General features: G+C 60.4%; 17 protein-coding genes and 1 pseudogene. 16 read left to right on the top strand and 2 right to left on the bottom strand.

Annotation, left to right across the window (positions count from 1 at the left end):
• The first annotated feature begins 3 nt into the window (after positions 1-3).
• From PV760_RS10860 to PV760_RS10900, 9 genes are all read left to right on the top strand, one after another.
• Positions 4-858 carry a transketolase gene (locus PV760_RS10860; RefSeq protein WP_354627716.1) on the top strand — a complete coding sequence of 285 codons (855 nt, stop codon included), beginning with the start codon at positions 4-6 and terminating at the stop codon, positions 856-858.
• Positions 855-1,847, top strand: a complete 993-nt coding sequence (locus tag PV760_RS10865; RefSeq protein ID WP_354627717.1) for a transketolase family protein — start codon at positions 855-857, stop codon at positions 1,845-1,847. The genes PV760_RS10860 and PV760_RS10865 overlap by 4 nt, the downstream gene beginning before the upstream one ends.
• Before the next feature lie 52 nt (positions 1,848-1,899).
• Positions 1,900-3,057: a glycerate kinase gene (locus PV760_RS10870; protein ID WP_354627718.1), complete on the top strand. Its 1,158-nt coding sequence runs from the start codon at positions 1,900-1,902 to the stop codon at positions 3,055-3,057.
• Between the two features lie 203 nt (positions 3,058-3,260).
• Complete coding sequence (locus tag PV760_RS10875; protein WP_354627719.1) at positions 3,261-3,503, top strand: hypothetical protein; 243 nt, start codon at positions 3,261-3,263, stop codon at positions 3,501-3,503.
• 273 nt (positions 3,504-3,776) lie between these two features.
• Entirely contained in the window at positions 3,777-4,319 is a 543-nt protein-coding gene (locus PV760_RS10880; protein ID WP_354627720.1) for an NAD(P)H-dependent oxidoreductase, read from the top strand.
• A gap of 155 nt (positions 4,320-4,474) precedes the next feature.
• Positions 4,475-4,981, top strand: a complete 507-nt coding sequence (locus PV760_RS10885) for a flavin reductase family protein (protein WP_354627721.1) — start codon at positions 4,475-4,477, stop codon at positions 4,979-4,981.
• Positions 4,982-5,177: 196 nt separating this feature from the next.
• Positions 5,178-7,142 carry an MFS transporter gene (locus tag PV760_RS10890; protein WP_354627722.1) on the top strand — a complete coding sequence of 655 codons (1,965 nt, stop codon included), beginning with the start codon at positions 5,178-5,180 and terminating at the stop codon, positions 7,140-7,142.
• On the top strand, positions 7,139-7,639 hold the full coding sequence (locus tag PV760_RS10895; protein WP_354627723.1) for a hypothetical protein: 501 nt from the start codon (positions 7,139-7,141) through the stop codon (positions 7,637-7,639). The genes PV760_RS10890 and PV760_RS10895 overlap by 4 nt, the downstream gene beginning before the upstream one ends.
• Positions 7,640-8,395: 756 nt before the next feature.
• Positions 8,396-9,784, top strand: coding sequence for an NtaA/DmoA family FMN-dependent monooxygenase (locus tag PV760_RS10900; protein ID WP_354627724.1), 1,389 nt, complete (start codon positions 8,396-8,398; stop codon positions 9,782-9,784).
• 293 nt (positions 9,785-10,077) lie between these two features.
• Here PV760_RS10900 and PV760_RS10905 read toward each other — a convergent pair whose 3' ends face one another.
• Positions 10,078-11,109, bottom strand: a complete 1,032-nt coding sequence (locus tag PV760_RS10905) for an AraC family transcriptional regulator (protein ID WP_354627725.1) — start codon at positions 11,107-11,109, stop codon at positions 10,078-10,080.
• A 484-nt stretch (positions 11,110-11,593) separates the two neighbouring features.
• Between PV760_RS10905 and PV760_RS10910 the strand changes: the two genes are divergently transcribed.
• The 5 genes from PV760_RS10910 to PV760_RS10930 all read left to right on the top strand — a co-directional run bounded on the left by PV760_RS10910 (position 11,594) and on the right by PV760_RS10930 (position 16,535).
• A complete protein-coding gene (locus tag PV760_RS10910) occupies positions 11,594-12,106 on the top strand; it encodes a cupin domain-containing protein (RefSeq protein WP_354627726.1) in 513 nt (170 codons plus the stop codon).
• Between the two features lie 415 nt (positions 12,107-12,521).
• Entirely contained in the window at positions 12,522-13,946 is a 1,425-nt protein-coding gene (locus tag PV760_RS10915; protein ID WP_354627727.1) for an MFS transporter, read from the top strand.
• Between the two features lie 129 nt (positions 13,947-14,075).
• Positions 14,076-14,201 carry a hypothetical protein gene (locus PV760_RS10920; protein WP_354627728.1) on the top strand — a complete coding sequence of 42 codons (126 nt, stop codon included), beginning with the start codon at positions 14,076-14,078 and terminating at the stop codon, positions 14,199-14,201.
• Positions 14,202-14,216: 15 nt separating this feature from the next.
• Positions 14,217-15,116 (top strand): SDR family NAD(P)-dependent oxidoreductase, encoded by a 900-nt coding sequence (locus PV760_RS10925; RefSeq protein WP_354627729.1) that lies wholly within the window; start codon positions 14,217-14,219, stop codon positions 15,114-15,116.
• Positions 15,117-15,134: 18 nt separating this feature from the next.
• Positions 15,135-16,535, top strand: a complete 1,401-nt coding sequence (locus PV760_RS10930; RefSeq protein WP_354627730.1) for an MFS transporter — start codon at positions 15,135-15,137, stop codon at positions 16,533-16,535.
• A 1,807-nt stretch (positions 16,536-18,342) separates the two neighbouring features.
• Here the strand turns inward: PV760_RS10930 and PV760_RS10940 are convergent.
• Positions 18,343-18,516: pseudogene (locus PV760_RS10940) on the bottom strand (carbohydrate ABC transporter permease); the annotation flags it as partial.
• Between the two features lie 228 nt (positions 18,517-18,744).
• Here PV760_RS10940 and PV760_RS10945 point away from each other — a divergent pair.
• Positions 18,745-19,821 carry a LacI family DNA-binding transcriptional regulator gene (locus tag PV760_RS10945; protein WP_354627731.1) on the top strand — a complete coding sequence of 359 codons (1,077 nt, stop codon included), beginning with the start codon at positions 18,745-18,747 and terminating at the stop codon, positions 19,819-19,821.
• Positions 19,822-20,128: 307 nt separating this feature from the next.
• Entirely contained in the window at positions 20,129-21,571 is a 1,443-nt protein-coding gene (argH, locus tag PV760_RS10950) for an argininosuccinate lyase (RefSeq protein ID WP_354627732.1), read from the top strand.
• The last annotated feature ends 35 nt before the right edge of the window (positions 21,572-21,606 follow it).

Here is a 21,606-nt window from a genome sequence, read left to right on the forward strand (position 1 = left end):
CCAATGACGCTAGCCCTACCGTTATCCATCCAGGATTTGACCGTCAAAGCTGACCAAATCCGCGTTTCGATTCTCGATATGCTCGCCCGGGCAAAGAGCGGCCACAGTGCCGGACCTCTGGGTATGGCAGAGATTCTCGCTGTCCTGTACTTCAACGTTCTTCGCCATGATCCCGAGCGCCCGGAATGGGGCGACCGTGACGTTTTTTATCTCAGCAACGGGCACACCGCCCCGGTTCTCTACGCGGCCCTCGCCCACTCCGGCTACTTCCCGGTTGAGGAACTGCAAACCTTGCGTCAATTCGGTTCGCGGTTGCAAGGCCATCCTGAACGCGAAAAACTCCCGGGCCTCGAGAGCACAAGCGGCCCCCTCGGGTCCGGGCTCTCCCAGGCCGCAGGACACGCGTACGCCGTTCAGCACATAGACAAGCAGCTGGACCGCTTCGTCTACGTGGCGATGGGCGATGGTGAGTTGAACGAGGGCAATATCTGGGAAGCGGCGATGTTTGCCGGGAAGTACAAGCTGGGCAAACTGATCGGCATCGTTGACCGCAACTACATCCAGATCGACGGCCAAACCGAAGATGTTATGCCCCTGGATAATTTGCGGGCGAAGTGGGAGGCCTTCGGTTGGCATGTCCTGGAAGTCGACGGCAACAATGTCGCCAGCCTCCTCGATGCAATTAACACCGGAAAAGCGGTTGCCCAAAAACCCACGGTGATTCTCGCGTACACCGTTCCAGGCAAGGGAGTCCCGTTCATGGAGTACGACCATAAGTGGCACGGCAAACCACCCACCGCAGAACAGGCGAGGGAAGCCATCACATTCATCAATGCCACCGGGAAGGCTGCAAAATGACTCTTGACTACCCCCTCGATTCAAGGATCGGAACACCTGACATCCTTTCCGAACCCATCCGCGCAGGATTTGGCCGTGGCCTGGTTGAGGCGGGCCGGCAGGATCAGCGCATCGTGGCACTGTGCGCTGACCTGACCGAAAGCACTCAGATGCACCTGTTCGAGAAGGAATTCCCGGAACGGTTCATCGAAGTTGGAATTGCCGAACAAAACCTGGTCACTGTCGCCGCAGGCCTCGCCCGGGCCGGAAAGATTCCCTTCACCAGCAGCTATGCGGCGTTCAGCCCGGGACGCAACTGGGAACAAATCAAGACCACCGCGGCACTGAACAACCAACCCGTTAAAATTATCGGCTCCCACACAGGGGTCAACGTTGGCCCAGACGGGGCAACCCACCAGATGCTTGAAGACATCGCCCTCATGCGGGTACTGCCCAACATGATCGTCCTCGCACCCGGCGACAGCATCGAAGCAGAAAAGGCAACCCTCGCGCTGGCCAAAATCGACAAGCCCGGATACCTGCGGCTCACCCGCGATGCAACACCAGTGTTCAGCACCAAGGATTCACCCTTCGAAATCGGGAAGGGCTACATTCTCCGGGAGGGCGCCGACCTGACACTGATCGGCACCGGCACCATGACCTATCAACTTCTCGTGGCCGCCGACCTTCTCGCCGAAACAGGCCTCGACGCCGACGTCCTGCACATCCCGACCATCAAACCACTGGATACCGCCCTGATCCTAAAGAGCGCGGCCAAGACCGGGTACATTGTCACGGCCGAGGAAGCACAGGTCGCCGGGGGACTGGGCGGGGCTGTTGCTGAACTGCTCAGCGAGCAACTCCCCACACGCCTGCTGCGTCTTGGCATCCAGGACCGCTACGGCGAAAGCGGAACACCCGCCGATCTCCTGGAGGCCTTCGGACTCACCGGACCGCACCTCGCCGCACAGATCCACGCCGCGTTCACCAAACATGCAGCATATGTGTAACAGGCTGCTTCAGGCCGTTCTTTCATCCCCGGCACGGGTACGGGCGTAGTCAATGCGTGTCATCATCGCCCCTGACTCGTTCAAAGGAACCATTGCAGCATCCGAAGCCGCCGCCGCCATCGAAAGCGGCTGGCGGGACGTGCGACCGCAGGACCAAATCCTCAGACTCCCCATGGCCGACGGGGGAGAAGGAACAATCCAAGCCGTCGAATCCGCCGTCCCCGGCGCAGAACGAATCCCGGTCGAGGTGCTCGGACCCGCACCGGGCGACAGCCTCGAAACCGCCAGCCATGAGGCCGAATGGCTCCGGCTCCCGGCCCGGGACGGGCACGGACCAATCGGGCTGATCGAGCTGGCAGCCGCATCGGGCATCGAACACCTGTCAACTCTCGCACCCCTGACCGCCCACACCTACGGATTCGGCCAACTGATCAACCACGCGCTTCGATCAGGCGTGACCAGGCTCCTCCTGGCCATTGGCAGCAGCGCCTCCACCGACGGCGGCACGGGAGCACTCAGGGCCCTCGGTGCCCGCTTCCTGGATGCAAAGGGAACCCAACTTCCACTGGGCGGGGGCTCCTTGCCCGGCTTGGACTTCGTTGATTCCAAGGAAAAGTTCTCACCCCCGCCCGGAGGCGCCGCTATTCTCAGTGACGTCAGCAACCCACTGCTCGGACCACACGGCGCAGCCCACGTTTTCGGACCGCAAAAAGGCGCCGACAAGACACAGATCGAGCTCCTGGAACGGGGACTGGCAGCGCTGGCATCCCGTCTTGGAACCGATCCCGACCTCCCCGGGGCCGGGGCCGCCGGCGGCGCCGGATACGGCTTTGCCTGGTGGGGAGCTGAAATACGTTCCGGCGCCGCGGAAATCGCTGAAACTATCGGACTGACCAAGGCCATCACGAACTGCGACCTTATCGTCACCGGTGAAGGCCGATTCGATAACCAGTCCCGACACGGAAAAGTAGCCGGTTACGTCGCAGGCCTCGCTGCGCGGGCTCAAGTCCCAGTGGCCCTGATCGCAGGTGCCATCGAAGGCGATGCCAGTGACTACATCAATGCGCTCTCCCTCGTCCAGTTCGCACCAACCACACAAGCAGCATTGGACAACCCCCACCAGTGGCTCAAAGAAGCAGGCCGCACACTTGCAAGAACGACTGCAATACCTGCAAATACGTCAGCTCTCGTGGCGCAAACTAAGACCTAGTTGGCATGCTGAATACTGCAAAGTTACGCAGGTCACAACCTATATTTGTAGTTATAGATTGAAAGAGCTTCCCGAACTCTAATGCAAGAAATAGTCACTGACCGCTTACTTACGGCGACAGGGTAGCTACGCGGTCCACCTTTATAGATAAACCCCGTATTCCGGGTGTCAAAGATGACAGAAACAGGATCTGGAGAAAGCAAATGAAACTTTCCACCGTGAAAACGATTGCCGCATCCGCTCGTTCCCACAACCACAACCTGGACCAAGGCCCCTACCTTGGGCAGCTGGACCACAGCCGTGAGGATGACAGCAATGGACAGTTCGTCACTTCGCCCTGGGAGGGTCTCAACTGGGAGCCAGGCCCTCAAGAAAAGTTACAGGCAGAATCAGAGTTGATTGACGGAATCGAGAAGTTTCTGAAATCCCGCACCTATGGTGAATAGCCATTGTACGACAGGCCTTTTATTACTCTCACCGAAGTAGGGTCATGCCGCTAAGCCTGGGGTCATAAGATCCCTGCCGCGAAGAAGCGGCCATAACAGTTGCCCAGGCTGAAGGTCGGCAACCGCGTACATACCTCGCAGGCTCTGCTGCAGGAGAGAGCAGTACGAGTCCGTCTCCTCGTTGTTGAACCACGCGTCGGGGACATTGCCGGAGCATGCGTTGTGTCGGCTCCGGTTCCGACATTTCTTAATTCAAAGTGAAAGTAAGAGTAAATGCAATTGACGGTAACAGTTGTCGTGGGTAACCCCAAGCCTGAATCACGCACACGGATGGTCGCGGAGTTGTTTGCCGAAAAGCTCCTCGATCCGGGCTCATACTCCATAGATGTGATAGATCTTGCCAATCACAGCGCCGAAGTATTCGCCTGGCCCTCGGAAGAGATGGACAAGCTGACTGCCAAGGTCGCCGAAAGTGACCTTGTAGTATTTGCTTCACCCACCTATAAAGCCACATACACCGGGCTCCTGAAAGCGTTTCTGGACAGGTACCAAGCTAATGCACTAGCGGGAGTGACAGCGATCGCGATTCAGACCGGTGGCGACCTTTCCCACTCCATGGCCCCGACCTTCACACTGTCACCTCTCCTGGCCGAGTTGGGCGCGATCCTTCCAGGTCGCGGACTGTTCCTGCCTCTTAGCCAGCTGGAAGATCTCCAGGACACCGTAGCGGCGGCGGCATTGCAGTATGCGCTCAACTTCCGGCTCGTTGGCAGAATTGCCAACGCTTCAAAAGCCCTCGCCTCCTCAGCCAACTAGACTCGGCACCCCCTTTGTTCCCCGGCCGAGGTTGCTCAGAGGAAGCCCTCACTTATGTCGATCATTCACCTGTTGATCACTGACAAGAAAATGTGGCTAATCGCCCACGAGAAAGAAACGAGAAACTTATGACGACACTTACTCACAATCCCAAAGTGGCGACATTTGACGACGCGACGATGCTACGGAAGGCCTTCGCTCAATTTCCGTCCGGTGTGGCCGTACTGGCTGTTGACATCGACAACGAAAAGCACGCCCTGGTGGCATCATCATTTATGGTCGGAGTGTCACTCCAGCCATGCCTTGTAGCCGTCGCGGTCCAGAAGTCATCCGAGACGTGGAAGTTTATTAAGGAAGCAGGCTTAATCGGCGTATCCATCATCGGCAGGGGCCAAGGCGATCTGACCCGCAAGCTCGCAAGCAAAGACCGCGCTGTCCGCTTCGAGCAGGTCGCCATCGAAATTGACAAGGAGGGTGCCGTATACATAGACGACGCAGCACTATGGCTTGAGTGCTCAATCCAGAAGGTCTCCGAAGCAGGCGATCACTGGCTCGCCCAGCTTGAGGTAAAGAAGCTCGGCGTCGGCGAAAACGAGCCTCTCATTTGGCACGGCGCGAAATTCCGCGAACTGGCCAACGCGCAATCCATCGACGTCAAATAGTCACCCGCCCCGAAAGCCACCGCCCCGACCGACCTATTTTTCACAACAGCGGACGTCCCGACGGAGAGGCCGGGTATGTGCTGCGAGCGTGAGCGGGCCGGTCCCAGCGTTTTTGGAGCCACCGTGAAGCTCGCAGGACGACGGAGACAGTCGGTAAACATGCGCTCACCCCTCATCGCACCCCTGAAAGCAGCCCATGCCCCGCTCCTCCGCCCTCGAACGGCGGCGACGTCCGTCCCCCTCAGCGATCACTGCAGTCCTGGCTCTCAGCGGTACGCTGGTGGCGCTGATGCAAACATTGGTTATCCCGCTTCTTCCGGATTTCCCCGGGATCCTGGGCGTGACGGCCGACGACGCCTCGTGGCTTGTGACCGCCACCCTCCTCTCCAGCGCCGTGGCTACGCCGATCGTGTCCCGCAGTGCGGACATGTACGGCAAACGCAAACTGATGGTGGTGTGCCTAGGCATTATGGTGGTTGGGTCAGTGTTGGCAGCACTCTGCGAAACGTTCCTGTGGCTGGTTGTTGGCCGCACCTTTCAAGGCTTCGCCTCTGCCCTGATTCCGGTGGGCATCAGCATCATGCGCGATGAGCTGCCCAAAGAGAAGATGGGCTCCGCTGTAGCGCTGATGAGCGCCACCCTGGGCATCGGCAGCGCCATGGGCCTTCCGCTGGCCGGGGTGCTTTACCAGAACCTGGGCTGGACTTCGATCTTCTGGGTTTCCGCCGCCGGCGGAGTGTTGCTGCTCTTGGCTGTGCTGCTGGTTGTCCCGGAATCAAAGGTCCGCACGCACGGAAGCTTCGACTACGCAGGTGCGCTAGTGCTGTCCGCGGCGCTGGCAGCCCTTCTGCTGGCAATCTCTAAAGGAAGCTCGTGGGGCTGGGGCTCCGAGCCAGTACTGCTGCTGTTCCTCGTCGCGGTCATTCTGCTGGCCGTCTGGATGCCCTATGAACTGAAGGTCCGCCAGCCGATGGTTGACCTTCGGACTTCCGTTCGCCGGCCCGTGCTGCTGACCAATCTGGCCTCGCTGATGCTCGGCTTTGCAATGTTCGCCAACATGCTGCTCACCACCCAGCAGCTCCAACTTCCGGCCGACACCGGGTACGGCTTCGACCTGAACGTGATTACTGCAGGGCTGTGCATGGTCCCGTCCGGGCTTGCCATGGTTGTCTTCGCACCGCTGTCTGGACGCATTATCCGGATCTTCGGCGGCAAGACTGCGCTCATGGCTGGTGCCGTAGTGATGGTTGCTGGCTACGTGGGCAGGGTGTTCTTCTTCGACTCCATTGCGTGGGTCATCGTCGGTTCAACGGTGGTGGGCGTCGGCACGGCCATTGCTCACGCTGCCATGCCCACACTGATCATGGGCGCCGTTCCCATCACCGAGACGGCCTCCGCCAACGGTTTGAACAGCCTTGTCCGTGCCATCGGCACTTCCACTTCCAGCGCGGCCATCGCAGCCGTCTTTACCTCGGTAACCCTCACCGTCGGTGACACCCGCCTCCCATCATTCGAGGCATTCAAGGATGTTTTTTGGATGGCGGCTCTGGCTTCGGCGGGCTCGGTGCTTGCCGCGGTCTTTATCCCCCGCGCCGGCGGGGTCCGCCGCCCGCCGTTTCCTGACGTCGTCGCCGCCGAACTCGTGGTGCAGGGACGCGTCCTTGCCTCCGACCACCGCCCCATCACCCCCGCCGTCGTCACCGTCCTCCAGACCGATGGCCAGCCGGTGGACTGGAGCCGGGTGGACGCCGAGGGTAACTACTCCGTTGCGCTGCCCGGCACCGGGAAGTACCTGATGGTAGCCAACGCCGCCGGTTGGGCGTCCATGGCAGAGGTCTTTGAGTTCGACGGCCGTACCCTAAAGCAGAATTTCCTGCTGTGCGAGCAGCTGCAACTGAGCGGAACGGTCACAGCCGGCACAGTGCCACAGGCGGGCGCGGTGCTGACCCTTCTAGGAGCCAAGGGCGGCCACATCGGAACAACGACGACCGACGCCGATGGCAGGTATGCTCTTCCGCTGCCCGTCACCGGCCCCTATGTCGTGACCATGCTTGATCCGGCCACTCACGATTCCGCGGCACAAAAGATCATCGCGGGTGGCCAGTCGGTCACGCTGGACTTCGCTTTGCCGCGCGCTGAACATACGTTGTTGGGAGGGTGAGCAGCCCCAGCCACGACGCCGTCCTCCGCCCATCAGGCTGCTTGTTCGGGGCGCGCGTGCCGTCACAGTGCGGGACATCGCCGCCATGGCCCACGTTTCCGCCGCCCTACCTCATGAACCTGTTCCTCTCCAAGGAGAAGCCCGACGCCGCCATCCGGCCCGACGATTGGCAACTCGCCGAACTGGATGTCCCGGCGGCACTCGGCAGGGCGCGGTACGCAGGAGCCCTGGGCCGCCATAACCTTCGCCGTGCTGGATCCCCGGACCCCGAGGCTGCACGAACAGAACTTCGCGAAAGATACCTAGGCGCCAGGGCCCGGCTGTTCGGGGACACCGACCCGGACCGCCGCTTCGCATCCACCATGACCGCCCTGATGGCCGCGTTCGCGTTCCAGAACACGCCAGGCAGGCAAGTTATCAGCCCAACTTCGAATAAGGCCTATTTGGAATGTTCTACGAATTCTGACCTCGTCATCTTGGGGCTTTTCACGCAATGAGGAGCGAGTTCACGATATTGCTGTACCTGCCAGCGATGAGGCGTACATGATCAACGAAGTGGCCACATCCCCAATGGTGGGACGGTCTCTGAGCCCCCAGGTCACTCAAGGTACAAGATTTCGTCCGCCAGAGTTACAGCCTCCACGAATAGCCAGTGTGCAATCCACACGCATATGACTACCTACAACGTTTCTCATAGCTTGTGAACAGGGCGCTCCCATATCGTCTGGCGGCTCGTGTCGGAGGCTGATTGTTCGAAATCGTCACGGACGGACACATCATCGCAGTGCTAACCGTGCGACAACCAAACTTACTGGCTGACGCTACTTTCAGAGTGCGCCGGTTCCGTATGTCTGGGGTAGGCCAAATTACGGATTTGAATTCTTGTGGTCTTGAAGTCATGGCGTTAACTCAGAGGTTGTTGTCATGTGGCCATCTGACAGCCGACCCCTGCCCGGCAATAGTGTTGCCGGGTGGCCTACACAATTAGGGCTAACCCGCTTCCGGGCATGGGCCCAGCCGGGTCGTCAATGAAGACAGCAGTCGTCAACGAGGACACCTGCCCAGTTGGAGCGGTATGGGCACCCCGGCGTTGCCGCGCTGAGGTGCCCCCGATACCGCTGATTTGAAGCTGGCCACGGATTCTCGACTTCCGGCGGGTTGTTCCGCAGTCGAGACCTGATCACTAAGAGCGAGCTGTGGCTCGCTATCCGGAGTCCCTATGCAACCTCAGGGACCAACGAAAGGTTATTAACATGTCAGCTCCCACACGACCCTTGGTCTACAACTTCTTCCTTATGGACACCCCCTCCCACATCTCGCAGGGGATGTGGAGACATCCAGAGTCGCGCGCGACGGAGTACAACGACCTCGGACTTTGGGTGGAGCTCGCCCAACTGGCGGAACGGCATCACTTTGACGCCATCTTCATCGCGGACAACTTCGGCATGTACCCGCCGGTGGGCGGTTCCAGCGATGTCGTGATAGAACGCGCACTGCAGTTCCCGATCAGCGAACCGGCGATGCTTGTGTCCGCAATGGCGCATGCAACCAAGGACTTGGGCATCGTGTACACCAACTCAGTTCTTCAGCAGCATCCCTTTGCCTTCGCCCGGCAGATGTCTACCCTGGACCACCTGACCAACGGCAGGGTCGGCTGGAACATGGTCTCGAGCTTCAATGCGAACGGCTTCAGGAGCATGGGCATGGACGGCTTCGTCGACCACGACGAACGCTACACGTGGCTCGAGGAGTACGTTGAGGTGGTTTACAAGCTCTGGGAAGGCTCATGGGCCGACGGTGCCGTCCTCAAGGACCGGGACACAGGAATCTACGCCGATCCGAGCAAGGTACGCAAGATTAATCACCTGGGTAAGCGCTACTCGGTGGAGGGCCCCCATCTGTCTGAGCCTTCCCCGCAGCGCACTCCTGTCCTCTTTCAGGCCGGGTCATCCGCGGCCGGTTTGGATTTCGGGGCACGGCATACCGAGGGCGCTTTCATGATCTCTGGTAAACCCGAGGCGTCGGCCTCCAAGATCGCGAAGATGAAAGAGCGTGCCATCGCCCTCGGGCGAAACGCCAATGACATCCACTTCATCGAGGGACTGACATTCGTCGTTGGATCCACGGAAGAAGAAGCGCAGAGGAAGGCTGACGAGCTGGACGAATGGGCCGATGTCACGGCGCAGATGGCGATGTCCAGTGCGTCAGCCGGCATCGACCTGACGAGGTTTGATCCGGACGAGCCGCTCGTCAACATCATCGATCAGGCCCAGGGTCTGCGGGGTAGCATCCAACTATGCATCGACAACGCGCCGAAGGGGAAGGTCGCAACAGTTGCCGACCTCGGCCGGGACAATGCCCGCCAATGGAGGATCACGGGTACACCGGAGTCCATTGCTGACCGGATCACCGAATACGCAGAAGCAGGAGTAACGGGCATCAACATCATGAGCATCACGGTCCCCGGGACGTTTGCCGATTTCGCTGAACACGTCACCCCCATCCTCAAGGAACGCGGACTCATGCAGCGCGAGTACCAGGAAGGAACTCTGCGCGAAAAGCTCTTTCCCGGAGGCGGACCGCGTCTTGGCGAAACCCATCCGGCAAGGGCGTACCGCGACAGCCATGAGTACAGCCACTAGCCACAATTCATAGGTACCAAAACTATTGGTCCTGCTCGGCATTCCCAATTCTTTGACCCCGCTTGGCTCTGCGAGGGCTTGGCGGGGTCAAAGTGAGGAAGGAACCCACGAGTCCCTTAAAGGAACACTCTGGAGGACCCCAGCCGCCCATCTATCGAAGCATGGCAGGACCAGCACCACTATGGGGCCGCCTCTGCAATTGTTCCAGATGCCAACAAGTCTAACCACACGTTATCGAGAACTGGCCCGGATATTGGGCGGAACGACGTCAACAACTGGTTTCGCCACACTTTTTAGCGTTGCGGAGGCGGGGACACCCTGTATTGGGAGGGGGAGCGGCCGGACCAGCGCTTGAAGGCGACCGTAAAGCTTGCCGGCTCTTCGTAACCAAGCCGACGTGAGATTTCGGATACCGAAATGTTTGTGCTGGTTAGTAGGTCGGTGGCAAGTTCGAAGCGGGCCACGCCGCGCAGCTGGCGGAACGTCCTGCCGTGCTGCTCAAGTCGCCTCTGTAGCGTGCGGACAGACGTGTTCAGCATCGACGCGACCTCGCCTAATGCAACACCAGTGCCTGGTGTTGCTTTCATGGCTTCAACCACGGAGCGCGTCCAATCCTGTTCCAGTTGGAATTGTCGAAGGTGGTCCTTGGCCTGTCGCACATAGGTTTCGTGCTGAAACGCATCCCCGAACGGCAACTGTTTCACGGATAATTGCTCGTCCCATTCAAGCCGGACCTCTTGAGCGCCGAGGGTGATCGGTACTGGAACCATCTGCACAAGCTCAGGGGAGACTTCTTCCAAGGGAAGGTGCATCCCGGTGAAGGGAAAGGGATCCTTGGCTGTCAGCATGGTCAAGCCCCGGACCGTGGCCACGGTGTCGCGGTAAACGCTAAACGCAACCAACTCAGACGGAGCCTCAGAATGCCGGATTCGAGCCCCAGTCAACGCTCCATGACTGTTGTGGATCGATGAGAACTCAGCCATCGCATAAGCAACGTCCATTTCCATGACAACCTCCACCCAATGTGTCAACGTGGGTGCGGTAGCAATGGCTAAACCGTGAACGCCAAGAGAGGCAAGGGAGTACCCTTGGCCGGCCTCAATCCATAGGTCAGTCCGCCGGGCCGTTAGCTCAACAAACTTAAGCTGGAAGGCAAGCTCCTGTTCACCCGTGACGACGGAACCCGGGTATTCGGCGATGTCAGGATCGAGCCCAGCGGCCTGAAACGCAGCAAGATAATCCAGACCGGCTCCACCTAGAACGTCCCGCAGGATCCGGACACTCAAATTCGGCATCCGAATGTCGCGATAAGAAGCGAAACGCATGAACTTCCTCCTCGAAGTCTTGGCGCAAACCCAAGGCAGTTGAGAATCCAGCCTCGCAGATAGATTTTGTAAAATCATAACGTTGCGTATTGGCATACGCCGCAGCAGTACCCTTGCTCTGACGTCGAAAATCGGCCCTCGTCAATGGATCGACCAATATCAACGAGGACCCCAGCACGGCTTCAGAAAACCACCAGGAAAGCCATCCGTGCGCCCCGGGTCGTCGGAGAGTTTGGGAAGAACACCGGAAACCGCGGGGTACCCAATGCCCGCCCGGGTGCCGCTTGATTGCCAGCATCAAGGATGCGACCGTTTCCCGCAGTCTTCACGCGTGGCGGAAAAAAACAAGTTTTTGGCGTCGGCGGGGCTCCCACACTGGGTGCAGATGTCCTTACCGTTGGTTTATGCCTTCCTCTGAGTGACGCAGCTCACCGGAGTCTGAGAGCAAAATCATAGATCCGACAACGACGTCAAGGATAAGCCCATGCCTTTCCCAGCCCCTGACAAATTCAACCTCGTCGTAGCAGCCACGAATGCTGACGGAGAGGTAGACTTCCTCGACCCCGATTCTGGCCCAGCTACCATCGAAATTCCCGGTGCCGTCAACGGAGCCTGGTACTGGAAAGTCGCCCAGGGCCACAGCCTTAATAACTTCGGCGACACTGCCGACACAGTCGATATCGCCGGGCCCAACGGTTCCACGTTCGGGGTGATGTGTTTCCCCGCCAACTCGGCCGGAAAGCTCGACGTTGCCGCCGCGAACGAGAACATCAAAGAAGCCGGCGGAGCGTCCCACGATGACCCGGCCATGCATGCGACGGACTCCATTGACTACGAGATCGTCCTTTCCGGCAAGGTCGACATCGAACTCCCCGGCGGAAAGGTCCGGACCCTGAAGCCCGGCGACCTCCTGGTCATGGGCGGCGTCCCGCACGCCTGGAAGAACCACTACGACGAAGACTGCGTCTACATCGCCATCACCATCGGCTTCAACTAAGCCGTACCGTCCCCAGCCGGATCCCCTAGCCGGTATTCGAACCCCCGTGCCTCCCAGGACGCGGGAAGGACCACCGGTGCATTTTCTGTGTGGCGGTTCCGTCGTCAGTGATCGCCGTGAGCCGAACGCCGCCACATCAACACACGCGTAATGCACTTCCGAGCCCCCATAGATCCTAATCACCCCCATGTGAGGGTTGCGCCCTTCCCAAAGTGCCCGTACGGATACGACCCCGGTTCCGGTGGGCTGCAAGCACATCGGAACCGGGAAGAACCCGAACGCGACCACTTCACTGCCCCGTCACATGCCGTCCTCCCTCAACCCCAACCAACCAGATAGGCAAGAAATGGCAACAACAAAGATTTCAATTCCCGAAAAGAGTTCAGTGCCCAATAGAGGAGGTCTTTGGGCAAGCGTGGGGGCACTCCTCACCGCAGGCTTGATCGCCGATGTTGCCAGCGGCACCATGTACGGGCCGCTGATCACGACGATCATGGGGGACACAGGTTTCTCGGCCGCCGAAATCGGCTGGTTCTTCAACGCGACAACCATTGGGGGCGCTGTATCCGTCGCCCTGACGTCCCGAATGGGGGATATCTACGGTTCGCGAAAGGTCCTGATAATCGTATCTATTTTGGCGTTGCTCGGATCGACGGTAGCAGCCCTGATGTCTGACTTCTGGCCGCTGGTCATCGGGCGCTTCCTTATCGGATTATCGGCTGGTATCCCGCTTGGCTGGGGACTTGTGCGCCCCGGGGCAGACGCTACCCGGACGCAGCGCATCTCAGTTTGGCTCGCGACGGTAATGTCCGTCTTCTCTCCACTGGCTGCTGTTCTGGCGGGCGTGTTGGGACTGGCTGGCATTTCCTGGCGCTATATCACCTGGTTCATTTTTGGACTCTTCGCTATTCAACTGCTGTTCGCTCTGGCGTCCCGTACCGCTCCGATCCAACCCCGCACTACCGCTGTGACCGCGACGACAAACAAGTTGGATTGGACGGGCGCCATCGGCCTCGGTCTGTGGGTGACCGCGGTACTGCTTGGCATTAGTGCCGGGCCGACAGACGGTTGGACCTCTCCGGCAGTTCTCGGTTTCTTTGCCGCGGCTGCTGTGCTGTTCGTAGCATGGGTCTTCCAACAGCGGCGAGCCACGTCACCTGTGATGTCATTCGAGAACATGGATGTGCGCCAGACTGTATCGGGCTACCTCACCATAGTGCTCATCTGCTTCGCCGGGATACCGCTTTACGTCGGCCTTCCGAACATGATGCAGAACCCCCAATGGGGACTTGCACTTGATCCACTAGCCTCGACCCTGCCCCTCCTAATGGTGTTCCCAGGGACGTTGGTCGCAGGACAGCTCGTCAAGCGTCTCCTGCCTCTTATGGGACCCAAGGCCTTTTTGCCTTTGGCCGCTGCATCGACGCTCACGGTATTCCTTGGCCTTGCTTTTGCACATAACAGCTACTGGTTGTTCTTCCTCTGGGCCTTCTTGTACGGCGTTACAGTGATGAGTGTCTTCGCGGCGGGCCACGTTCTGGTGGCTGCGTCGACCCGCCAAGACAATCCGTCAACGGTGTTCGGAGTCCACGGCGTTATCCAGTACCTCTCCGCGGCGATTTCGACTGCGATCATCTTCAACGTGATTGCCCCCGGGCCGGACGGCTTCACACCGGAGTCTTCCTGGATCGGACTCTTTGTCGGACTGTCCATCTTCGTTCTCGCACTAGCAGGTGTGTGGTGGCTGCTCGCTCCTCGTAACTTGACCGACAGGCACGCAGTCAGCGTCCCTACCGACGTTCAAACCGATCTTCCAGTTCCGCCGGTAGTCGCCAGATAGGTCCTAGTACCCGAGGTGTACGAGGCGTGGAAGCGGCTGGTCGATGTATAGCGAGCCTGGCACGTCTGCGCCAATGGATGCCTGCATCAGGAAGATGAGCGAGGCGGTCGGCTCCGAATATGCCATCGGATGGGGCGACCGATTCTGTCGCCATCCTACGCCGAGGCGCGACGCACCGAAGACGCTTTCCTGCCAACCGAGTTGCGGCGCAACTACGAAAACAAGTTCAAAGCCCTGACGGCAACCAACAAGTAGAAAGAGAACTGACCAATGCAGATAGAAGACATGGCAGGACGCGGAGCAGTCGTAACCGGTTCTGGTGGCGGAATGGGGCGATCGATCGCCCTCGCACTCGCAGACGCTGGGTTGAACGTCGTCATCGCCGACATCGACTTCGACGCCGCAACTGCGGTGAGCGAACAGGTCAAGGCGCTCGGCGTCGCTAGCATCCCGTTCAAGGTTGACGTGTCCAAGCGCGACGAAGTCGAAGCGCTTGCGGAAGCGGCGTACGAAGCGTTCGGCGACATCGCTGTGCTGGTGAACAACGCAGGTGTCACCTGGCGGCCGTTCCGGGCTAGTTGGGATGCGACCGATGCAGACTTCGAATGGATGATGAACGTGAATTTCTGGGGCGTCTACAACGGCCACCGCGCGTTCGTGCCGCGCATGCGGGCGACCGCCGGACCGAAGCACATTATCAACACCTCCTCCATGGCGACGCTCAGCCCGACCGCGGGGCACGCAGCCTACACAGCTGCGAAATCCGCGGTGGATGGGTTTTCGCTTGCCACCCGCGCGGAATACGAGGCGGCTGCGTTCGGCATCGGCGTCTCAGTGCTGTACCCCGGTTCGGTGAAAACGGGCATCGGCGCGACCAGCGAACGACTTCGCGCCAGCGCTGAGCAGGCGGGCCACCGCCAGATCATTCCGTGGGAGAGCTACGTCGTCAAGACGGAAGCGGTAGGCGCAGAAGAGAAAGAGACCTTTGAACTCGGGGAGGTCACTCACTTCCAGCAAGCGATTGCACCTGAGTGGGTGGGCCCTATGGTGGTTCAGGCCATCGTCGAGAACCGTCCGTTCATCATGACTCACCCCACCCCACCGGCAGTAGACGCACGAGCCACGGAGCTGAACCGCTCCTATGCACCTTCCACTGCGCCGACCCCCTAACGCATCCGGGAGATACCAATGCCAGCATTTACAAACCGCAAGGGCGCGGTTACTGAATCGGCTCTAGAGGCGCGCGCGTACCGCAAGATCCTCTGGCGGCTAATGCCGTTCCTCTGCGTGCTGTACTTCGCCGCCAACGCCGACCGCGCAGCCCTGGCGTATGCCGGGCCCGCAGGCATGAACAAAGAGCTGATGCTCTCGGCTGCTACGTTCGGGCTCGTGTCTGCCGTGTTCTTCATCGGCTACGTACTCTTCGAGATCCCCAGCAGTATGATGCTGCAAAAGTTCGGCAGCAGGAGGTGGTTGGCCCGAATCATCTTCACCTGGGGCATCATCCAAGCGCTATCCGCGTGGGCACCCAACGAGTTCGTGCTCGCCATCTGCCGTGTGCTACTCGGAATCGCAGAGGCAGGCTTCGCGCCGGGCGTGCTGTTCTACCTGACGCTGTGGCTGCCGGCCAAAAAGCGCGCATGGGCATATGGCATCTTTTTCGCCAGCGCCCAGTCGATGACCCTCTTCGGCGGCCCCTTGATGTCCAGGCTCATTCAGATCGGCAATGAGGTACTGTTCCTTGGCCTCTCCGGGTGGCGCTTCATGTTCCTCGTGACCGGCGTGGTTCCAATCCTGCTCGGCATTGCGACACTTTTCGTGCTGAGCGACAGTCCGGCGAAGGCGAAGTGGCTCAGCCCGGACGAGAAGCAGGTCATCGTCACCGACCTTGCCATCGAGCAGTCTGCTATCCCCGCCGGGGAGCACAGCAGCATCGGCCAGGGCCTGAAGAACTGGCGCACGTGGGTGCTCGGGATCGCTTACTTCACGGTTCCGTTCGCTGCCTACACCACGACGTTCTTCATGCCGACCATGGTGACGAACTTCAACACGCAGTTCGCCCTCACACTCGACGCGGTACAAGTGGCATGGATCGTCGCCATCCCGGCGCTCTTCGCAATCGCCGCGAATCTCCTTACATCGCGACTGGTCGCAAGGTCGGGCAAGTACGGCACGTGGGCGTTAGCACTGACGTCCATCGGCGCTGTCGGCGCGCTCGTCGTCACCTTCTCGACGTCACCGATAGTGATGATGGCCGGCCTCTGCCTCCTCGCCGTGAGCAGTGCAACCGCAACTCCCTTGTTCAGCATCGTGCCGAAGCTGTTCGCGGTTGCCGCCGTCGCTACCGCGATGGCACTCGTGAACTCCATCTGCAGCCTGGGCGGTTTCGCCGGACCCTACGTGACCGGTTCGATCATCTCGGCGACCGGCAGCGACACGCTCCCGTTCATCGTTATCGCCGTACTCCTCGTGCTCGGCGGACTGACGATGTACCTGATCGACAAGTACGCCGACCGCCTGCGAGAGACGCACGCGGCAACGGCGGCTGATGCGGACACCGATCCCGCAGCTCCGTTAGCCTCTCGCTGACGGAAACGAGGGGTGTGGGACAGCGTGACAGGCTGTCCCGCACCCGTCATCTTGCGTTGTTTTCGCTAGGTACGCCGACAGTGGCTGTTCACGTTCACTTGCGGTGCGCCCGCCGGGCTCCTGGAGCAATGCGTTGCCGGTTCCCGTGAACCTCTCGTCGAGCAGGCCGCTCATGGGAGAGCCAATAGAGCGTGTAAGACTAATTCCGGAGCCATGCGAAGCGGCAGGATGGCAGCTGGGCGGTAGACGATAACGAGCTGTCGTGTATGGTAGCGACGACGTTCCAGCTTCGGTGGCCAGCCGGGCCGGGCCGGACCCGTCCCGCCGCGCCGGCCCCGCCGCCTGCGGAGTCCCTGCTGATCAGAGGGCTCAGGGATGATGGCCCCCTGGCCCTACGGGCGCGCTCGGGTCGCCCGCAAGGAGTAGGCGTTGTCCCGGTGCAGCGCCCCGCGCATCACCTATATGAGGGAACTTTGCACGTCTGCGGCCTTGCCCGGACGCTCCGCAACCTGCTGTTCAAGAGCCGAAAGGACAGCAACTCTCAGTGCTGACCCGTTCCCGACGCGGGAAAACGCCCAAAGGCAGGCTGAGACGAGTTCTCTCACCTACTTCTGTCCGTCCTACTCGAGAGCCGATAACGGACGTTCTGTCGTCGGCCCGGCCGGGAGGTCTTGTCATGATGCTCGGTGTCGTCTCCGCCACGTAATAGATGAAGGAGGTGCAGCTACTGTGTCGAACTATTCATCGTTCTGGCGGGTTGAGTGCCGTCGAGTTGTGGGTTGCTCTACCGACCCGGCGGGAGCCACACGTTGGAGGGCGGGGCCTCATCCTGACCGGAGGCTTCACGCGGACTCAGGGGGTCATCGAGCGGACAATACGCAAGGCCGCAGCGGCCCACTGCAGCCGCGGGGTATGAGTGCGGAGGGGAAGATCGGGTTCTCGTTGTCGGTGGTCCATCGAGCGAAAAGGAAGTGTGGACAATGTCCACACTGTCCACCTCGGACTGCCTCGTACAGCCACCGGACTGGCCCGGATTCCGCATGTTTCCGCCACTTTCCAGTGTTACCAGTACCAGGAATCCCGTTCGAGTCCCACCTCGGGCACGGCAGACCCCCTCGTCAGAGGGGGTTTTGCTTTAACGTGTGTACATTCTGGGTGGTCAGGTCCCTCTGACACTGGCCGCGGGGTGTGCCTGGCGCCGCGGGTCGCCTGTTCGGTTGTGGGGGAGCGGGTTCAGGGCCGTGGCTGGTTGCCCTCCGTTCGCTGTGAGCTGGGGTTATGTGCTCCTTTCCTGGTTCGTCGGGTAGGTCGTGGTTGGCCTACACCTCTTCATGGGTAGGGACGCTACGCACGACATGACTTTGGAAACTTGCACTAAAGATCCTGACTTTGGTTCGTTCCTGGAGCGATGAGTCGTGGATGGTGGCTGCTTTGTCAGGCCAAAGGGGTGTGGACATTGTCCACACTTAAATCGTCTTTATGGTGCCTACTTGCGGCCATTGGCTCTTCCCTCCTTGGGCCTACATCTGCTCATACGTGTGAGTGGCAGTAGCGACATGACGCGGATCCGGAAGCGCTCTGCATGTGCAGGGTCATTTCGAGGTGAGAGTTCGGCGGCCACGATCGGCCGAGTGCCATCAAATGGGTCTCGGCCGTGTCATCGAAGCGCACTGCAAAATCAAGCGATCCATGGTGCCCCTTAAAGACAGATTCGGCGGGAGCCAGGCGCACCCAAGTGTTCGAATCTTCAATCAACAAGGGGACTGCGGGGTGCACCTTGCGGTGCGCCCCGCTGCGTAGCTGTGGGTTACTTGCTGAATCCGGCGGTGAGACCGGCCACAAGTTGGCGTCGTCCCACGATGTAGACGAAGACGAGGGGGAGTGCGGATAGTACGACGGCGGCGAGGATCGCCGGGGTATTGATGGTGCATTCGCCTTGGAAGGCCCAAATGGAGAGCGGTAGGACACGGTTTTCGGCGCTTGGCAATCCGTACCTTGCCGCCGTTGTCCCCAGCACTAGTAGTTCAGCTTCAAGAATGAGTTGCTGGCCAACGCGGGCCGGCCCACGGTAGGTCCACGTTTCTCGGGGGTGTGGAACACGTCGGGAACGAGGGAGTCTCGAGCTGAATGCTCATTCACCCAGGAAACCGGTGTCAATGGGCGCGTTAGATTGGCCATATTTGTCGGGATTCTGTTGTAAGTTCTAGTAATGGAATTACGACGGTACGGCACCGCTACTTTGATGGACGTGGCCCGCTTGGCGGGGGTTTCGCGTTCCACTGCCGCGCGGGCTCTTGGCAAGTATGGTTCGGTCAGTCCGGAGCTCCAGTCAATGGTGTCCGCGGCGGCGGAAGCGTTGGGCTATCGCGGCAACGCGCTGGCCAGGAGCGTCAGCTCGGGCCGCTCCCACACCATCGGCGTAGTGGTCAGCGATATCGAGAATCCCCATTTCGCCCGGGCTGTGCGCGGAATGACGGATACAGCGAAGGCCGCGGGTTTCGATGTCATCCTGGCCAATACGGATGAGAACGTCGAGGCGGAGCGTGCGGCAGTCCAGGTGTTTCTGGACAAGCGGGTGGACGGTTTGATCGTGGCATCAACGAGCCGGAGCGATTCGGGGCACCTGTTGGACGTCGTGGGCATGGGTCGGCCCCTGGTGCTCTTTGACCGGCGCCCGGACAATGTGGACACCGACTGGGTCGGAACTGACTGCTACACGGACGCCAAAACCGTGATGGAGTATCTGATCGGCAAAGGGCATGAAAGCATCGCGTTCCTCTCGGCCACTACCAAGACACCCGAGGAACTTGAAGCGGGGCATCCGCTGCCCATTTCGACCATTGCAGACAGGGTCCGTGCCGTGCGGGAATCGGCACTGGGTGCAGGAGTGGGTTATGAGTTCATTTCAGGGGCCATGTCGCCGCAGCGGACCCAGGAAATCGTGGCCGCGCTGATGGGCCGCCGGGACAGGCCCAGCGCCATTATCGCCTCCTACAGCCGGATCGCCCTCCCGGCATTCCAGGCCATTCACGCCGCGGGGATGAGTGTGCCAGACGATATCTCGTTGCTGTGTCTGGATGACACCGAATGGATGACCGTCAGCCATCCCGAAGTCACCGCGATCTCCAATCCCGCCTACGAGATGGGCATGAAGGCAGCCGAAGTCCTGCTGGGACGCATTGATGGCTCCGGCCCGGAGACAAGGGACCACTTGTTGCCGGCAACCTTCATCCAACGCGCCTCCGTCGCAGACCTCGCAGGGGCCCGAGTCGGCCACAGCGCATAGCCGTCGCTCCTGTTCGTCAGGGCCCGCAGCCATCCGGCTGCGGGCCCTGTTTCGTAGGGCAGGTGCATGCGTCACGACGGTCACGGCGGGCCGGGCATGGGCGTCATCTTCCAAAAACAATTGCCCAAGATACCGGTGTCTCTTACCCTTAAGCAATTATCTGAGATACCGGTGTCCCACGAAGCGTAATCTGCCCGTAACGACTAAGAAACTATTGACTATTAGTGTTTACCCCAGAAATACTTTCGTTGCGTGAGTGACATGGATCACCTAACAAGCGCAGACTTCCCAGCTAGGAGCAGTACGAATGAAAGAACAGACCAAGTTGTGGGGCGGCCGGTTCGCCGGAACGTCCAGCCCGGAACTGAGCCGCTTCTCGCGCTCCGATCCCCGTTACTTCCGAATGGCACCCTACGACCTGCACGGGTCCCGGGCACACGTGAGGGAACTGAACCGCTCCGGCCTCATCGACGACGCCGAGCTGGTCATCTTCCTGGACACCATCGATGCCCTCGCCCGCGACATCGAGGAAGACCGCGTCGCACCCCAGGAATCGGACGAAGACGTCCACACCTTCCTGGAGCGCCTCCTCATCGAACGCATGGGCGCCACCGGCGGAAAAATCCGTGCCGGCCGCTCACGCAACGACCAAGCCGCGAACGACCTTCGCCTCTACATGCGGGACAAAGTCCGCACCGTCAGTGAACTCCTCATCGAGCTGACCCAGGCATTGGCGAGCCAGGCCGACCAGCACCTGCACACGCCCGTTCCCGGGTTCACGCACCTTCAGTCTGCACAGCCGGTGGTCTTTGGCCATCAGATCCTGGCTCACGCGCAGCCGTTGATCCGGGACCTTGAACGCTTCCAGGATTGGGACCGCAGGGCAGCGGTATCACCGCTGGGCGCTGCTGCCCTGGCAGGGTCGACGTTCGCGCTCAACCCGGAACTCGCAGCGAGGGACCAAGGCTACGAGACCAGCGCGGAGAACTCGATCGACGCCGTCGGCAGCCGCGACGCTGCCATTGAATTCCTCTTCGTCTGTTCCCTGACCCTTATCGACATCTCCCGCTTGTGCGAGGAGATCATTTCCTGGGCCTCGCAGCAGTTCCGCTGGATCACGATGGATGATGCCTACTGCACCGGCAGCTCGATCATGCCGCAGAAGAAGAACCCTGACATCGCCGAGCTGGCACGAGGCAAGGCAGGACGTGTCCTCGGTGACCTGATGGGGTTGATGGCTGCGGTCAAGTCCCTGCCCCTGGCCTACAACAGGGACCTGGCCGAAGACAAAAACGCTGTCCTGGACGCCGTCGATACGCTCGAAGTCGCCCTTCCCGCGCTCAGCGGCCTGGTCCGAACCTTCAGCGTGAACATCGAGGAAGTCCGCCGTCAGGCGACAGCCGGCTACACCCTGGCCACCGAAGTCGCCGACTGGCTGGCCCGCCAAGGCATCCCCTTCAGCGAAGCCCACGACATCTCCGGAGCCTTGGTTCGCTTCTGCGAATCCCGTGGCCTGGACTACGACGACCTCAGCGACGAGCAACTGGCGTCGGTCGATCGACGACTGACCCCTGACATCCGGGAAGTCCTCACCCTCGAAGCCGCCCTCGAAGCCCACTCCGGGTTCGGCGGCACCTCACCAACACGCGTAGCCGAGCAGCTGATCCGGCTCCGGGCAAAGCTGGACCAAATCAAGAGCTGGGCAGCAGACTACAACGGCCTGCGGGTCAGGTCACACCACGCGGGCTGAACCATGGGCCCAACAAGCGCAGATTCACGCGGCGC

The sequence above is a fragment of the Paenarthrobacter sp. CC6 genome (assembly GCF_040560085.1).
GTDB lineage: Bacteria > Actinomycetota > Actinomycetes > Actinomycetales > Micrococcaceae > Arthrobacter > Arthrobacter nicotinovorans.

What these genes read in the sequence shown, in the direction of transcription:
- PV760_RS10920 (WP_354627728.1), top strand. Translation starts at nt 14,076, where the DNA reads ATGGGGCGACCGATTCTGTCGCCATCCTACGCCGAGGCGCGACGCACC.
- PV760_RS10925 (WP_354627729.1), top strand. Translation starts at nt 14,217, where the DNA reads ATGCAGATAGAAGACATGGCAGGACGCGGAGCAGTCGTAACCGGTTCT.
- PV760_RS10910 (WP_354627726.1), top strand. Translation starts at nt 11,594, where the DNA reads ATGCCTTTCCCAGCCCCTGACAAATTCAACCTCGTCGTAGCAGCCACG.
- PV760_RS10865 (WP_354627717.1), top strand. Translation starts at nt 855, where the DNA reads ATGACTCTTGACTACCCCCTCGATTCAAGGATCGGAACACCTGACATC.
- PV760_RS10870 (WP_354627718.1), top strand. Translation starts at nt 1,900, where the DNA reads ATGCGTGTCATCATCGCCCCTGACTCGTTCAAAGGAACCATTGCAGCA.
- PV760_RS10905 (WP_354627725.1), bottom strand. Translation starts at nt 11,109, where the DNA reads ATGCGTTTCGCTTCTTATCGCGACATTCGGATGCCGAATTTGAGTGTC.
- PV760_RS10875 (WP_354627719.1), top strand. Translation starts at nt 3,261, where the DNA reads ATGAAACTTTCCACCGTGAAAACGATTGCCGCATCCGCTCGTTCCCAC.
- PV760_RS10930 (WP_354627730.1), top strand. Translation starts at nt 15,135, where the DNA reads ATGCCAGCATTTACAAACCGCAAGGGCGCGGTTACTGAATCGGCTCTA.
- argH (WP_354627732.1), top strand. Translation starts at nt 20,129, where the DNA reads ATGAAAGAACAGACCAAGTTGTGGGGCGGCCGGTTCGCCGGAACGTCC.
- PV760_RS10860 (WP_354627716.1), top strand. Translation starts at nt 4, where the DNA reads ATGACGCTAGCCCTACCGTTATCCATCCAGGATTTGACCGTCAAAGCT.
- PV760_RS10900 (WP_354627724.1), top strand. Translation starts at nt 8,396, where the DNA reads ATGTCAGCTCCCACACGACCCTTGGTCTACAACTTCTTCCTTATGGAC.
- PV760_RS10890 (WP_354627722.1), top strand. Translation starts at nt 5,178, where the DNA reads ATGCCCCGCTCCTCCGCCCTCGAACGGCGGCGACGTCCGTCCCCCTCA.
- PV760_RS10880 (WP_354627720.1), top strand. Translation starts at nt 3,777, where the DNA reads ATGCAATTGACGGTAACAGTTGTCGTGGGTAACCCCAAGCCTGAATCA.
- PV760_RS10945 (WP_354627731.1), top strand. Translation starts at nt 18,745, where the DNA reads ATGGAATTACGACGGTACGGCACCGCTACTTTGATGGACGTGGCCCGC.